Source organism: Corynebacterium sp. (assembly GCF_012837295.1).
Taxonomy (GTDB): domain Bacteria; phylum Actinomycetota; class Actinomycetes; order Mycobacteriales; family Mycobacteriaceae; genus Corynebacterium.
Genome location: NZ_DURI01000361.1, coordinates 1 through 14,405, shown reverse-complemented (window position 1 = coordinate 14,405; position 14,405 = coordinate 1). Strand labels below are relative to the sequence as shown.

Here is a 14,405-nt window from a genome sequence, read left to right as displayed (position 1 = left end):
GGCACCAGCGGCACCAGCGGCACCAGCGGCACCAGCGGCACCCGCCGCACCAGCAGCACCAGCAGCACCAGCGGCCCCATCGCCCGCGGCGGCCCCTCCACCTGCGGCGGGCTTGCCGGTGAGCAGGTCGAGGTAGGTGTCGTCGCCGTCGAAAAGCGTGCGCGTCAGCGCGGTCTTGGGGTTGAGCTTGCGCAGTTCGCCGAGCTCGCCGAGCGGCTTGCGCAGGTCGTCGAAGTCCTCGCCGAACTCGCCGGTGATGCTCTGTCGGGCGTCGTCGATCGCGGTGCGGGCGGCGAGGATCATCGCGCGCACATCGGTGATGATGTGCGGCAGCCGCTCGGGCCCGATCAGCACCAGGCCGACGATGAGAATGAGGAGGATCTCTCCCCAACCGACATTAGAGAACACGGGAACCCACCTTAGCCGCCGCGCCCCCCGATTGCAGGGCCGGGGCGGGGCATGGTGGGCGGGTTTGCTTTGCGACGCCCATCTGCCCCTTCTCGCCCTAGCCCTCGGGAGTGACGTCGAGCTCCATGCGCTGGCCGTCTCGCAACAGCGTCACGCGGACGGGCTCGCCGGGGCCGGCCGTCCAGATGGCGACGGTCAGTTCGTCGGCCGATCCCACCGACCGGTCGCCGACGGCGGTGATGACGTCGCCCTCGCGGATGCCGGCCGCGTCCGCGGGCCCGCCGGGCACGACGGTGGCGACCTCCGCCCCGATCAGCGCCCCGTTCGACGAGGTTCGGGCGGTGACGCCGATGTCGGGGTGGACGGGCGCCTCGCCGGCGATGAGCTGCTCGGCGATGCCCTTGGCCATGTTGATGGGGATGGCGAAACCGAGGCCCTGGGACCCGCCCGAGACGGAGTAGATGACGGTGTTGATGCCGATCACCGCCCCGCGCAGATCCACCAGCGGCCCGCCGGAGTTGCCGGGGTTGATGGACGCGTCGGTCTGGATCGCGTCGGCGACGCCGTCGGTGTCGGTGCCCTCGCCGGCCAGCCGCACCGGCCGGTTGAGGGCGGAGACGATGCCCGAGGTCACCGTGCCGTTGAGGCCCTGCGGCGAGCCCATGGCGATGACGGTGTCGCCCACCTTGACCTGCGCGGAATCACCGAGCTCGGCGACGGTGAGGCCGGAAACGTCCTCGACCTTGATCACGGCCAGGTCGGTCTTGGGGTCGCGCCCGACGACGGTGGCCGGCACGCTGCGCCCGTCGCCGCCGGCGGCGAACGTCACGGTCAGCTCGGCATCGGGGCGTTCGGCCACGCCGGAGACGACGTGATTGTTGGTCAGGATGTGCCCGACGTCGTCGATGACCACGCCGGAGCCGACGCCGCTCATCCCGGCGGCCCCGATGTTGATCGCGGCGACGGCGGGCTGCACGCGCTGGGCGACGTCGCCGATCTCGGTCAGGTCGCCGGAGCCGGGCCGCCCCTCGACCTGCCGCAGTTCGACGCGCTCATGGTCGGCGCGGAACGTCTTGCCCGCCCAGCCGCCGGCGAATCCGCCGATCCCGCCGAGCGCGAGCACCACGGCGGCGCCCAACGCGAGGTATCGCCACGGCACGATCCGGCCGAACGTCGCCTCGCGCACGTCGACGCGCGGCACGGGCACGACGCGTTCGGACTTGCGCCGCTTCTCCTTCCGCGCGGCCTCGCCGGTGACCATCCGGGTGCGCGGGTCCGCCCACGGCGAATAGCCGTCGTCGGCGGGCTTTTCGGTGTCGCCGAACAGCCCGTCGCCGTTTTTCCCGCTTGACGACGCCCCGCCGCTCCCCCGCTCGGGCGGCAACTGCAGACCCTGGTGAGCTCGTCCGCTGGGCGCGAACGCCGCGTACGCGGCCGGGTCACGGCGGATCCCCGCGGGGCCACCGGAAATGGCGTCGGCGGAGACGATCCCGTCGATTCCCGCCTCGCCCCCGTCCTGCGCGCCGAGGTTCGCGGCGCGGTGGCGCGGATCCGATCCGCCGACCACTCCCGCCGGGCGCTCGTATGGGCTGCGGCCCGGACCCGGTTCCGCTCCCGGAGTCGGTTCAGTCCACGGCCCCGAAGCCTCGCGGTCGTGCCGCCCGGGCACGGGATTCTCGTCGGGCCCCGTCACTGGCCGTTCCTCGGCTTGCGCAAGTGGCGCCACGCGGATTCCACGAATGCCGACAGCGAGTCGGGGCGGCGGTGTGACAGCCTGCGGGCGCCGGGCGCATTCTCGGGCATCTGCTCCCGGGACAGCGACGCCAGCCGCTCCCGCAGGTCCGCCGGAATGTGCAATTCACCGGAGTCCCGGAGACGGCGGGCGGCCTGGCGCTGCCGGGCGACTTCGCGGCGGCACTCCCCGCACGCCAACAAATGCGCCTGCGCCCTACGATGCGCCGACGCGCCAAGTTCCCCGTCAACGAACGCCACCACCGCCTCGGCGCCCAGATGATCGGTCGACGCGAACTCGGAATGCGGTGCCGCCATGTCGCGCCTCCTTCACTCGGGCCCCGGCCCGCGGGCTCCCCGCGGGCTCCTGAGATTCTCCCGTCCACGATACCGGCGCGAACGGAGGGGCGGCGCGAAGAAAACAGGCGCCGTGGTTCGCCCTGGGCGAAACGGCGGCCGACCGGATGATGCGCAGACGCCGAGGGGCCAAGCGAACCCCGGCGAATGCGCGCGGCCCGATGGATGGCGGCCGGCCATTCTTCGCGCCGGCGAAACCTACCGGACGTGGGAGAAGCTGGCCTGCTCTTCGCGCTCGCGCTCCGCGGCCTCCAGGTGAGCGCGCAGCTGGGTGCGGGCGCGGTGGATTCGGGAGCGGACGGTGCCCATCTTCACGCCGAGCGTGTCGGCGATTTCCTCGTAGGTCAGTCCCACGACGTCGCAAAGCACGACCGCGGCACGGTAATCCGGGTGCAGGGCCGCCAATGCGCGCTCCAGATCCGGGTCCAGGTTCGCGTCCGCGTACACCTGCTCCGGCGTCGGCGCCGTGCCCGGCACGCGGTCGTAGTTCTCGGGCAGCGCCTCCATGCGGATGGTCTGGCGATGGCGGACCATGTCCAGGAACAGGTTCGTGGTGATGCGGTGCAGCCACCCCTGGAACGTGCCCGGCTTGTAGCGCTTCAGCGAGCGGAACACGCGCATGAACGTTTCCTGCGTGAGATCCTCCGCATCGTGCGGATTGCCCGTGAGGCGGAAGGCCAGGCGGTAGACGCTGTCGCCATGCTCCTCCACGAGCTGCGACCACGTGGGCATGTCCCCCTCGCCCGCGTCGAAGGCCGCCGTGCCGGAAAGATTATCGGCCCGCTCATGCCCGGAAACCTCGAGCGCGGCGGCGGAATCGGCATCGGCCGTGTCACGCGCGTCGAGCGGTGCATCGATGCGTGCGCGGGAAGAGCCTTCGTCGTTCATGGCAGGTACCTTGCCCTATTCACCTGGGGGTCCATTGACCTTAACCTGATAGTCCCGTGTGAGTACAGTTCCAATTCGGCAACGAACCACCCCGGGTGCACCTGATTCACCCGCTCGGACATGGGCTTCCCCGGCGCGCCCTCCCGCGACCATGGCGCAGACGACCCTAAACTCGGCCCCGTGACCGATTCCGCAGCTCCGATCTCCGCCCTCGACGCCATGAGCGCCCACATCAACGCCACCGCCGTGGCCGATGACGCCCTGGCCGGCGCGCGCGACGACGCCGCCGAATTCGGCTTGCCCGTCCCCGACGCCGTCGCCGGCGGCACGCTCACCGCGCTCGCCGCGCTGGCTTCCGCCCGCCGCCCGGATGGGCCCGCCGCCGTCGCCGCGACCCCGGCCGTCGGCGTCGTCGGCCTTCACCTCTTCGCCGGCATGCCCGACAACGGCGTGCTCACGTGCATCGATCCCGAGATCGAGCACCAGAAGCTCGCCCGCGACGCTTTCCGCCGCGCGGGCATCGGCTCGTCGCGCCACCGCTTCCTGCCGTCGCGCCCGCTCGACGTGCTGGGCCGCCTGGCGCCGGGCGCGTACGACCTCATCTACGCCGACGTCGCCCCCGCCGAGGTCGCCGCGTTCCGCGAGCGGGCCTGGCCCCTGCTTTCCGACGGCGGCGTCCTCATCTTCGCCGGCGTGCTCCTCGACGGAACCATCGCCGACGAGTCCCGCCGTGACCGCGACACCGTGGCGGCCCGCGAGGCCGAGCAGCATCTCCTCGAGCGCGAGGATGCGCTGGTGACCCGCATGCCGATCGGCGCGGGCGCCATCGCGCTGATCAAGAAGTAGCGCCGCGCATGGGCCCGGGCATCGACCGCGCCCCCTTCGACCGCGTGCGCCCGGGCGACCGCGTCGCCGTCGTCTCGCCCTCTTTCGCCGCGCCCGCCATCGGGCCGCACGTCCACGAGCAGGCCCTTCGACGGATCCGGGATGAGCTGGGGCTGACGCCGGTCGAGTTCCCGACGACCCGTCGTCACGCATCCTCCCCCGCCGACCGAGCCGCCGACATCCATGCGGCCTTCGCCGACCCCGGCATCCGGGCGGTGTTCGCGACCCTCGGCGGCGAGGACCAGGTCACCGTGATCCCGCTTCTCGACGACGACGTCCTCCGCGACAACCCCAAACCATTCTTCGGATACTCGGACAACACGCATCTGCTCAACCACCTGCACCGGCTCGGCGTCGGCGGGTTCTACGGCGGCTCCACCCAGGTGCACCTCGGCTCCGGGCCGCGCATCGACGACGTTCACCTGCGCTCATTGCGCGCGGCGCTTTTCGGCGCCGATGACGCCGCAGAAGAAAACGGCGCACACGCCGTCGCCGGACGCGACCGCGCAGTCGGCATGGATCACACCGAACGCGTGGGCGGTGCAGTGGAGATCGAGCTCACCGACCCCGGCGAGTTGGAGGACTTCGGCGTCGATTGGGCATCGACGGCGGCATTGACCGAATTCGGCGAGCGCCGCCTGACGCGCCCCTGGGAGTGGGCCGGGCCCGCGCTCGACGTCGCCGGGCCAACGTGGGGCGGATGCTTGGAATCGCTGGTGGAGATTGGAATGTCGGGGAGATTCCCCCGCCCCGAAGACGTGCGTGGCGCGATCCTCATGGTCGAAACCTCCGAGGAAGTGCCGCCGGCGACGTGGGTGCGGCGGTGGATGCGGGCACTGGGCGAAAACGGCATCCTCGGCGAAGTCGCCGGCGTCATCGCGGCATGCCCTCCGACCGCGACGTTCGCCGAGACCCCGGATGAGGCTGCCCGTCGCGGGTACTCCGACGATCAGGCGCACGCCATCATCTCCGCCGTGGCGGCGTACAACCCGTCGGCGCCCGTGTGCGTGGGAATCCCGTTCGGCCACACGCGGCCGCAGTGGATCCTGCCGTACGGCGGGACCATTCGCCTGGACGGGATCAACCGCCGCGTCTTCGCGCACTACTGACCGCTCCCCACCCCTTTCCGTCGCCCGGTGCCTTTCCCCTCTTCCGCTCACCGACGGCTCGGTGTCTTTCCCACTTCCGCTCACCGACGGCTTCGCATGATGCGCCTTAGTGTCATACGGTCAACGCTCCCGAGTAGCACTTCTGACCACCTGCGGTTTCAGCGGCCGGATTTCCGAAGCGTTGATCGTTTGACGCTGGCGGCCCGCGAACACCGCAATGAGCGTCCGCGAATGTGCGGTACGGCCCCTCCAGCGCACACTCGCAGAACGTGAAGCCCCGGATACGGCGACGAGATCGCGATCCCACTGCGGAATCGCGATCTCGTCGAATGTGAAGCCCCGTGAGGCCCCATGAAGGCCCTGAGCCCCCGAGGGCCCGGCGTCTACCGCGCGTTGGCGGTCGCCTCGATGATGGCCGCGTTGAACTGCTCGAGGTCGCCGGGATTGCGCGAGGTGATGATGTTCCCGTCGACGACCAGCGGCTCATCCACCCAATCCGCCCCGGCGTTGACCAGGTCGGCCTTGCACGACACGTACGACGTCAGCTTCGTGCCCGACGCCAGACCGGCGTCGATGAGGATCCACGGCGCGTGGCAGATGGCCGCGACCGGTCGGCCTGTCTCGTGGAACGCCTTCACGAACCGCAGCACGCCCTCCTCGATGCGCCCGGCATCGGCGTTGAGAGTGCCGCCCGGCAGCACGAGCGCGTCGAAATCGTCGACCTCCGCCTCGTCGACGTCGACGTCGACGACGAAGGAATCCGCATGCTCCCAGTCGCCGTTCATGGCCACGAAGGAACCCTCGGAGTAGGACACGATCGACGGCTCGCCGCCGGCGGCCCGGATCGCGCGCATCGGCTCGGTCAGCTCGACCTGCTCGACGCCCTGCCCCGCGAGCACCGCCACGCGGCGCCCCTCGAGGGTCTTGGCAGTGGCCTCGCCGGTTCCGTTCTGGTCCTGCTTGGTCGAATCCGTCATGGTCTCCTCATTCCTCGTTCGTCCATCATTGCCCGCGACGCGTCGGCCACGGCCCGGATCCGCGGATCGCCGCGACCCAGTGATGACCATTATTCACTGATAAGCGTCATCGCGCCAGGACCGCACAGCTTAAGCACCACAAAGCTTGACGACGCCAACGCGCACCAAAAAAGCCGCGGCACGTGAAAGTCACGCACCGCGGCCATGCCCGCCGAAAACCGGGGCGGGAGCCGGGGAGTCAAAACGCCGGAATGGATGAACGCCGGGACGTCGTCAAGCGGAAAAGCGCAACCACGCGCCACCGCGACAGGCCACGGCCCCCGCCCACCGCATCGCTGCGGCGGACGAGGACCGGGGAAACTAAATGACCTCGCCCTTGCCGACGGTCACGACGCCACCGGGGCTGATCTTGAAGCGCTCGGCGTCGCGCTCATGATCCACGCCGATGATCTCGCCGTCGCCGACGACGACGTTCTTGTCCAGGATCGCGTGGCGCACCACGGCACCGCGGCCGACGCGCACGCCCGGGAACAGCACCGAACCCTCGACGGTCGCGCCATCCTCGACGATGACGTTGGTGCTCAGCACCGAATTGCGCACGGTGCCGCCGGAAACGATGGTGCCCGCGCCGACCATGGAGGCCTGGGCGATGCCGCCCTGGACGAACTTCGCCGGCGGCAAATTCTCGTCCGCGAAGGTATGGATCGGCCACTTCTTGTTGTAGAGGTTGAACACCGGGTGGACGGAGATCAGGTCCATGTTCGCCTCGTAGAAGGCGTCGATGGTGCCGACGTCGCGCCAGTAACCCTTGTCGCGCTCGGTCTCGCCCGCGACGTAGTTGTCCTTGAAGTCGTAGACGTAGGCCTCGCCCTCGCCCACGAGCATGGGGATGATGTCGCCGCCCATGTCGTGGTCCGAGTCCTCGTTCTCCGAGTCGCGCTTGATGGCCTCGACCAGGGCATCCGTGGTGAACACGTAGTTGCCCATCGACGCGAACGTGGCCTCCGGATCATCCGGGGTGCCGGGCGGATCGTCCGGCTTCTCCAGGAAGCTGGTGATCCGGTTGTTGTCGTCGGCGTCGATGCAGCCGAAGGCGTGCGCCTCCTTGCGGGGGACGCGGATGCCCGCCACCGTCACGCCGGCACCGGACTCGATGTGCGCCTGGACCATCTGCTCCGGATCCATGCGGTAGACGTGGTCGGCGCCGAAGACGATGACGTACTCCGGGGACTCGTCGTAGACGAGGTTGAGGGACTGCAGGATCGCGTCGGCCGAGCCGGTGAACCAGCGCTTGCCCAGTCGCTGCTGCGCCGGAACCGGGGTGACGTACTGGCCGGTGATGCCGGACAACTGCCACGCCTGGGAAATATGGCGGTCGAGCGAGTGGGACTTGTACTGGGTCAGCACGCAGATCTTGACGTAACCCGCGTTGACCAGATTCGACAGCACGAAATCGATGAGGCGGTAGCTCCCGCCGAACGGAACGGCGGGCTTCGCACGGTCCGCAGTCAGCGGAAACAGGCGCTTGCCCTCGCCGCCGGCGAGAACGATGGACAGGACATTCGGTTGACTCCTCACGACCTCCAACCTATATGCGTTTGCCTTCTGCCGCTTCCGATGTGACTACCCCCGCACCGGCACCCGCGCTGGCCGCGCCCGGGCGGCGGCGCCGATCCGCCCCCCGCGATGCACCACCCGCACGGCCCTCCCCCGCATGCGCCGCCCACGGCCAACCCCCGTGAATCCGGATACGCTGGCGACCATGCGAGTTGCGATGATGACCCGAGAGTATCCCCCGGAAATCTACGGCGGCGCGGGCGTGCACGTCACCGAGCTCACGCGCTTCATGCGCGGGCTCGACGGCGTCGACGTCGACGTCCATTGCATGGGCGCCCCGCGCGACGAGGAAGGGTGCTTCGTCCACGGCGTCGACCCCGAACTCGCCGACGCGAACCCCGCCATCAAGACCCTGTCCACGGGCCTGCGCATGGCCGATGCCGCCGCGGCCACGGACATCCAGGTCGTCCATTCCCACACCTGGTACGCGGGCCTGGGCGGCCACCTGACGGGCAAGCTCAAGGGCATCCCGCACGTGGCCACGGCGCATTCGCTGGAGCCGCACCGCCCGTGGAAGCGCGAGCAGCTGGCCGGCGGCTACGACGTATCCTCGTGGTCGGAGAAGAACACCATGGAGTACGCCGACGGCGTCATCGCGGTGTCGGCGCGCATGAAGGACGCGATCCTGGAGGCGTACCCGCGCATCGAGCCCGACCGCGTCCACGTGGTGCTCAACGGCATCGACCCGGGCCTCTGGTACCCGCGCCCCACGTGGGAGGAGTCGAAGGAGGCCAACGGCTGGTCGGTGCTCGAGGAGCTCGGCGTCGACCCGTCGCGCCCGATGGTCGCGTTCGTCGGCCGCATCACGCGCCAGAAGGGCGTGGGCCACCTGATCAAGGCCGCCTCGCAGTTCGACGATGGCGTGCAGCTGGTGCTGTGCGCCGGCGCCCCGGACACCCCGGAGATCGCGGCGGAGACGGAGCAGCTGGTCACGGACCTGCAGGCGGAGCGCGACGGCGTGTTCTGGGTCAAGGACATGCTGCCGAAGGAGAAGATCCAGGAGATCCTCACCGCCGCGGATTCCTTCGTGTGCCCGTCGATCTACGAGCCGCTCGGCATCGTCAACCTCGAGGCCATGGCGTGCGGCACCGCGGTCGTCGCCTCGGACGTGGGCGGCATTCCGGAGGTCGTCGTCGACGGCGAGACCGGCGCCCTGGTGCATTACGACGAGTCCGACCCGGCCGGCTTCGAGGCCGACATCGCCGCAGCGGTCAACAAGATGGTCTCGGACCGCGAGGCGGCGAAGAATATCGGCGAGGCGGGCAAGCAGCGCGCGATCGACGTCTTCAGCTGGGAGACCATCGCCCAGGACACCGTCGAGGTGTACAAGAGCCTGATGTAGGCCGGTCTCCGGCCCGCTCGGCATGAATCCGCAAATCCCCTCACAGGCCGCGGCCACCTTCGTTTACGACGGTGGCTGCGGTTTTTGCGCGCGTGCGGCCCTCGCGCTGGGCCGCATCACGCTTGACGACGGCCCGTCGCCCGCCTTGGAGATCGCCTCTTCCTCGGATTTCCCGTTCGAGGAGTCCGGCGTGGACGCGACGCTGATCGAGCGTCATGCGCTGTACGTGGAGACGAGGTCCGCACAGCTGCCCGCCGGTCCTCCGCGTGCAGGGTCACCGCGCTCGGAGGCATCCCCCGTTCCTTCGGCGGCCCCTCCATTCCTTGCGCTGGGCCATCGGGCGATCGGGCATGCCCTGCGCGACCACGGCCGCACCTACTTCTGGAGATTCGCGGGAGCCGTCCTGCTCAACCCCCTCATGAACGCGCCGGCGTCCATCGTCTACAGGCTCGTGGCCGACAACAGGGGCGTGGCCTCGAGGGTGACGGAAGGCGTCGCAAAGCAGGTGGCGTCGTGGACGCGGCGCAGGCCCTGACGGCGCCGCCCGCGATCCGGCGCGCAGGCTAGCCTGGGACGCGTGAACACCAACGCGAATCCCGCCCGCGGCAGCCACCCCGCCGACCTGCCGACCACCCGCCATACGTTCTTCCAGGCATCGCTGATGACGGCGCTGCTCGACGGCATCTACGACGGCGAAATGTCCATCGGCGAGCTGCTGGGCAAGGGCAATTTCGGCATCGGCACGTTCGACGGCCTCGACGGCGAGATGGTGATCGTCGACGGCGTGTGCTGGCAGCTGCGCGGCGACGGTTCGGCGACGAAGGCGTCGATGAGCCAGAAGACGCCGTACGCCGTGGTGACCAACTTCGTGCCGCACATCGTCCGCGACGCCCCGGATAACTGCGTCCGCGCCGACATCACGCCGTACATCGACTCCGTCGTGCCCAGCGCCAATTACATGTACGCGCTGCGGATCACGGGCGAATTCGAGTGGGTGAAGACGAGGACGGTGGTGAAGCAGTCCCGCCCGTACCCCAAGATGATCGAGGCGACCGAGGCCGACGAAAGCGTCGACTTCGAGAACGTGCGCGGCGTCATCGCCGGGTTCCGGACGCCCGTGTACGAGAAGGGCATTTCCGTGCCCGGCTGCCACGTGCACTTCATCGACGACGCGCGCACCGGCGGCGGGCACGTGCTCGACTTCAAGCTGAAGTCCGGCACCATCGAGATCTGCCCCGGCACCGACCTGCAGCTGCGGCTTCCGCTGTCGGAGGAGTTTTCCGACGCCGAACTGGCGCCCGAGGACCTCGACGAGCAGATCCACGCCACCGAGGTGAAGGACTAGGCGTGGCGGGGGTCGCGCGAGCGGGCGGAGCGGGTGGCGCGGGCGGAGATGACGGCGCAGACCCGTACAGGCCGGCGTTCCACCTCACGCCCGAGCGCGGACGGCTCAACGACCCCAACGGGCTGATCCGGTTGGGCGGGCTCTGGCACGTGTTCTTCCAGCTCGACCCGGGTTTCCCCGCGGAGCCGCGGCGCACCGGCTGGGGCTACGCGACGTCGGAGGACCTGCTGACGTGGACGCACCGCCCGCAGGCCCTGTTCCCCGATGACGCGTACGACGCCGACGGGTGTTTTTCCGGGGGCGCGGTCGCCCCGCAGTCGCCCGGCGACGCCGTCGAGCTGTTCTACACCGGCAACCTGCCCATGCCCGCGGAGTTCGAGGGCGCTGACGGCACCGCTCGCCTCGCCGCCGAGTTCCCCGGTGGCGTGCCCGTCGGCCACGTGTGGGGCGCGACGCAGAATCTGGCGCTGGCCGAGGTGCTCCCCGACGGATCCCTCGGCGTCCCCGCCAAGCACCCGGGCAATCCGCTGATCCCGGGCCCGCCGCCGGGGTTCACCGCGCACTGCCGCGATCCCATCGTCACCGAAGACCCCGACCGGCCGGGCCGGTGGCGGATGCTCCTCGGCGCCCGGACCGACGACGATCGCGGCACCGCTCTGCTCCACTTTTCCGACGACCGCCGCACGTGGGACGCGGGCCGCGAGCTGCTCATCGACGGCCCCTCCCCCGGCGGCTACATGTGGGAGTGCCCGAATCTGCTGCGCATGACCGACGCCGCCACGGGCGAGGAGGCCGACGTCCTCATCCTCTCGCCCCAGGGCATCCGCGCGGCCGCCGGCGACGCGCAGCGCAACCGCTACCAGTGCGGATACCTGGTCGGTCGTCTCGAGGGCCGCACGTTCCACGTCACCACGCCCTTCACCGAGCTCGACCACGGCTTCGAGTTCTACGCCCCGCAGGTCTTCGCGGGCACCGGCCCCGCCGCCGCGCCGGTCATGCTCGGCTGGATGGGCATGCCGGAGGAGGACGACCACCCCACCATCGCCGCGGAGGGCTGGCTCCACTGCCTCACCGTCGCCCGCACGCTCATGCTTTACGACGGCCACCTCATCCAATCCCCCGTCCTCCCCTCGGGCGACGCGCTGCCGACCGCCCGGGACGGCCACGTCGGAGATGTCTTCCGCGTGCGTCTCGAAGGCGACGGGGTCGTCGAGCTGCGTGGTGCACCCGCCGGGCGAACTGACTTCGGCGCGGAATTCGCGCCCACGCCGACCGATGAGCCGCTGGTCACGGTGCGACTGATCGGCGACCGGGTGACCGTGATCCGCCGCGGCGCGGGCGTGCCCAATCACTTCGGCGACGAGCGCGCGGCGACCCTGCGGCCGCAGCACACCCCGAACTCCGACCGTGGCCCCGATGGTGGCGCGGCGCCCCATCACATCGACGTCATCGTCGACCGCTCGGCCATCGAGGTTTTCGCCGACGATGGCGCGGCCGTCTTCTCCCTCCGTGCCTTCGGCGCCTTCACCGCCGAGGGCGCCTGGACCGTCCGCGTCCCGCGCTGACGGCCCCCGTCTGCGGCGCCAGAAACGACGAAACGGCCGCCCCGGGATGGGGAGCGGCCGTCGTCAAGCAGAGATCTACTCGGCCTTGCCCAGGCGCGTGACGTACGCGCGGGCGGTGACCTCCATCTGATCCGGCAGGGCGGCGATGCGCTCGGCCAGGACATCCGGGTGGATGTGGCGCGCCGACGGGCTCATGCCGATCTGCGCGGCGATGGCGCCCTGGTCGAGCGTCATCGGGAACTCGACGAGCTCCGGCTCGCCCACCGGCACGAGGTGACCCTCGGCCTGGGCGATCATGCGCTCGACCTTGCCTCGCTCGACGTCGATGATGCCCAGCGGCTGGCGCAGCTCGCCCAGGTGCCCCGTCGCCGCGGTGAGCACCACGACCTGGCCGCCCGGCTTGAGCACGCGCGCGAACTCCTCCGCGTTGCGCGGCGCGAAGATCACCGTGATCGCGTCGATGGAATTGTCGCGGATGGGCAGGCGCGCCCACGCGTCCGCCACCACCGCACCGACGCGCGGATGGCACTTGGCCAGGTGCTTCGCCGCCGGCACCGACACGTCGATGCCCACGCCGCGCGCGCCGTCGACGCCGTCGAGCGTGTGCGCCAGGTAGTAGCCCGTGCCCGCGCCGATCTCCAGGATCGCGGGGTTGGCCTCCTCCGCAACGCCGGCGTCGTCGAGAACGTCCTGCACGTTGCCGGTCACGGCCTCGACGAACGGCGCGTAATGCCCGCCGGAGAGGAACTCCTCGCGGGCGCCGATCATCTTCGCGTCATCGCCGGAATACCGCAGGCCCGCGCCGCCGGCCAGCGTCACGTAACCCTGGCGGGCGACGTCGTAGCTATGGCCCGATTCGGACTTCAGCGTCGCCCACTCGGAGTCGCCGCATCGCAGCGGGGACCCGTCGATGGGGTCTGCGAGCACGTCGATGATGTCGGCGAGCAACCTTGTTCCTCCTCGGAAATGGGGCGGACCGGCGACGACCATCGCAATCGCCGGCGAGTGGTGGCCAATCCTACCGGGCACCCCCGCGGCGTCCGCCAAAGGGCAGGGTCAATGGGCCGAGCCAGAGGTCGCCGCGACAGCTGGACGGCGGCGCGGCGCCTCGGGGGCGGCCACGGCAAAAAACCCGGCGACTCGACGTCGACGGGGCATGACTGAAGCGGCCGGGGGCCGATTGCGGGGCGACCCCGGTCACGGATCCTCCGGAGCCTGCGGAAGACGGGTGCGGGTTACGCGCCGACCGCCGAGAGCGCGGCGCCGAGCTCGGCGGCCTCCTCCGGCGTCAGCTCCACGACCAGGCGTCCGCCACCGTCGGCGGGAACGCGCATCACGATCTTCTTGCCCTCCTTCACGGCCTCCAGCGGGCCATCTCCGGTGCGGGGCTTCATCGCTGCCATGTGGTTTCTCCTCATTCGCGAACATGCGTGGGCGGCTCTCCGTCAGCGCCGCGCCTACTCGTCCATGATACGCGTTTTCGCACCGCCGGGGGTTGATCCGGCTCGTCCGGCAGCCGTGACAGCAGCACCGCGAAGACCGCCCAAAACACCGGAATGAGCAGAACATATAGGCAGACCACGAGCACCTGGATCACGAATCCTCCGTTCCGTCCACGGCCGCCGCGCCGAGTACCCCGCGCAGGGGTGGACGGTCGTCCGGCAGGTCCGCGGCCGTCGCCGGCTCCAGCCCGATCTTGCGCAGCAGCGTCGCCGACACTTCCACGGCCATCGGCGCGAGCTGCCCCAGCGGCCGGTTGCGGTGCGCGCGCACGCCGAGGTCCACCTCATGGATGGAGTCGGCGCCCCACCGGTCGGCGACGTCGATGAGCAGGCCGATCTCCACTCCGTACCGCGGCGCGAAAGGCAGCTCCAGCAGGTCCGCGCGCCACGCCGCGTACTCGCCGGACAGCGGCTGGCGGATCACGGCCAGATCCGGCCGGAACGCCGCGAGCAACGGCCGCGCGGTCAGTTCGGTGACGCGCCCGCCGCCCACGTCCCCCGGCGCATCCCGGCGGTAGTGCCCCTTGACCAGGCGCACGGACTCGTCGGCGAGCAGGGGCGCGACCAGCGACGGCACGAACGCCGGGGACGGGTCGCGCAGGTCGGCGTCGAGGAAGACCACGACGTCGCCGCGCGCGGCCGCCACCCCTCGCCACATGGCCTCGCCCTTGCCGGGGCG

Annotated in this window: 15 protein-coding genes; 6 read left to right on the top strand and 9 right to left on the bottom strand. The window is 70.4% G+C overall.

Annotated elements, in window-relative coordinates:
* The 4 genes from tatB to sigE all read right to left on the bottom strand — a co-directional run.
* On the bottom strand, window positions 1–408 hold a 408-nt coding region (gene tatB, locus GX015_RS11870), incomplete at its 3' end, for a Sec-independent protein translocase protein TatB (protein WP_291345366.1).
* 97 nt (window positions 409–505) lie between these two features.
* Window positions 506–2,101: a trypsin-like peptidase domain-containing protein gene (locus GX015_RS11865; protein ID WP_291345365.1), complete on the bottom strand. Its 1,596-nt coding sequence runs from the start codon at window positions 2,099–2,101 to the stop codon at window positions 506–508.
* A complete protein-coding gene (locus tag GX015_RS11860) occupies window positions 2,098–2,457 on the bottom strand; it encodes a zf-HC2 domain-containing protein (protein ID WP_291345364.1) in 360 nt (119 codons plus the stop codon). Before GX015_RS11860 ends, GX015_RS11865 begins: the two co-directional genes overlap by 4 nt.
* Window positions 2,458–2,694: 237 nt before the next feature.
* Entirely contained in the window at window positions 2,695–3,384 is a 690-nt protein-coding gene (gene sigE, locus GX015_RS11855) for an RNA polymerase sigma factor SigE (protein WP_291345363.1), read from the bottom strand.
* Window positions 3,385–3,603: 219 nt separating this feature from the next.
* Between sigE and GX015_RS11850 the strand changes: the two genes are divergently transcribed.
* Window positions 3,604–4,230 carry a class I SAM-dependent methyltransferase gene (locus GX015_RS11850; protein ID WP_291345367.1) on the top strand — a complete coding sequence of 209 codons (627 nt, stop codon included), beginning with the start codon at window positions 3,604–3,606 and terminating at the stop codon, window positions 4,228–4,230.
* Between the two features lie 8 nt (window positions 4,231–4,238).
* A complete protein-coding gene (locus GX015_RS11845) occupies window positions 4,239–5,378 on the top strand; it encodes a S66 peptidase family protein (protein ID WP_291345362.1) in 1,140 nt (379 codons plus the stop codon).
* Between the two features lie 383 nt (window positions 5,379–5,761).
* Here GX015_RS11845 and GX015_RS11840 read toward each other — a convergent pair whose 3' ends face one another.
* Both GX015_RS11840 and glgC read right to left on the bottom strand, forming a co-directional pair.
* On the bottom strand, window positions 5,762–6,355 hold the full coding sequence (locus tag GX015_RS11840; protein WP_291345361.1) for a type 1 glutamine amidotransferase domain-containing protein: 594 nt from the start codon (window positions 6,353–6,355) through the stop codon (window positions 5,762–5,764).
* A gap of 360 nt (window positions 6,356–6,715) precedes the next feature.
* Complete coding sequence (gene glgC / locus GX015_RS11835; RefSeq protein ID WP_291345360.1) at window positions 6,716–7,933, bottom strand: glucose-1-phosphate adenylyltransferase; 1,218 nt, start codon at window positions 7,931–7,933, stop codon at window positions 6,716–6,718.
* A 184-nt stretch (window positions 7,934–8,117) separates the two neighbouring features.
* On the opposite strand from glgC, the gene glgA reads away from it, so the two are divergent.
* The 4 genes from glgA to GX015_RS11815 are packed head-to-tail and all read left to right on the top strand — an operon-like array spanning window position 8,118 to window position 12,224.
* A complete protein-coding gene (gene glgA / locus GX015_RS11830) occupies window positions 8,118–9,314 on the top strand; it encodes a glycogen synthase (RefSeq protein WP_291345359.1) in 1,197 nt (398 codons plus the stop codon).
* A 22-nt stretch (window positions 9,315–9,336) separates the two neighbouring features.
* A complete protein-coding gene (locus tag GX015_RS11825) occupies window positions 9,337–9,849 on the top strand; it encodes a hypothetical protein (RefSeq protein WP_291345358.1) in 513 nt (170 codons plus the stop codon).
* Window positions 9,850–9,891: 42 nt separating this feature from the next.
* Window positions 9,892–10,659: an acetolactate decarboxylase gene (gene budA, locus GX015_RS11820; RefSeq protein WP_291345357.1), complete on the top strand. Its 768-nt coding sequence runs from the start codon at window positions 9,892–9,894 to the stop codon at window positions 10,657–10,659.
* Between the two features lie 2 nt (window positions 10,660–10,661).
* Window positions 10,662–12,224 (top strand): glycoside hydrolase family 32 protein, encoded by a 1,563-nt coding sequence (locus GX015_RS11815; protein WP_291345356.1) that lies wholly within the window; start codon window positions 10,662–10,664, stop codon window positions 12,222–12,224.
* A 75-nt stretch (window positions 12,225–12,299) separates the two neighbouring features.
* On the opposite strand, the gene GX015_RS11810 is transcribed toward GX015_RS11815, so the two are convergent.
* The 3 genes from GX015_RS11810 to GX015_RS11800 all read right to left on the bottom strand — a co-directional run.
* Window positions 12,300–13,172: a methyltransferase domain-containing protein gene (locus tag GX015_RS11810; RefSeq protein ID WP_291345355.1), complete on the bottom strand. Its 873-nt coding sequence runs from the start codon at window positions 13,170–13,172 to the stop codon at window positions 12,300–12,302.
* A gap of 287 nt (window positions 13,173–13,459) precedes the next feature.
* Window positions 13,460–13,627: a DUF3117 domain-containing protein gene (locus GX015_RS11805; protein ID WP_278828532.1), complete on the bottom strand. Its 168-nt coding sequence runs from the start codon at window positions 13,625–13,627 to the stop codon at window positions 13,460–13,462.
* Between the two features lie 190 nt (window positions 13,628–13,817).
* Window positions 13,818–14,405: glycosyltransferase (locus GX015_RS11800; RefSeq protein WP_291345354.1), on the bottom strand; the 588-nt coding region annotated here is incomplete at its 5' end.

What these genes read in the sequence shown, in the direction of transcription:
- GX015_RS11860 (WP_291345364.1), bottom strand. Translation starts at nt 2,457, where the DNA reads ATGGCGGCACCGCATTCCGAGTTCGCGTCGACCGATCATCTGGGCGCC.
- sigE (WP_291345363.1), bottom strand. Translation starts at nt 3,384, where the DNA reads ATGAACGACGAAGGCTCTTCCCGCGCACGCATCGATGCACCGCTCGAC.
- GX015_RS11850 (WP_291345367.1), top strand. Translation starts at nt 3,604, where the DNA reads ATGAGCGCCCACATCAACGCCACCGCCGTGGCCGATGACGCCCTGGCC.
- GX015_RS11845 (WP_291345362.1), top strand. Translation starts at nt 4,239, where the DNA reads ATGGGCCCGGGCATCGACCGCGCCCCCTTCGACCGCGTGCGCCCGGGC.
- GX015_RS11840 (WP_291345361.1), bottom strand. Translation starts at nt 6,355, where the DNA reads ATGACGGATTCGACCAAGCAGGACCAGAACGGAACCGGCGAGGCCACT.
- glgA (WP_291345359.1), top strand. Translation starts at nt 8,118, where the DNA reads ATGCGAGTTGCGATGATGACCCGAGAGTATCCCCCGGAAATCTACGGC.
- GX015_RS11825 (WP_291345358.1), top strand. Translation starts at nt 9,337, where the DNA reads ATGAATCCGCAAATCCCCTCACAGGCCGCGGCCACCTTCGTTTACGAC.
- GX015_RS11805 (WP_278828532.1), bottom strand. Translation starts at nt 13,627, where the DNA reads ATGGCAGCGATGAAGCCCCGCACCGGAGATGGCCCGCTGGAGGCCGTG.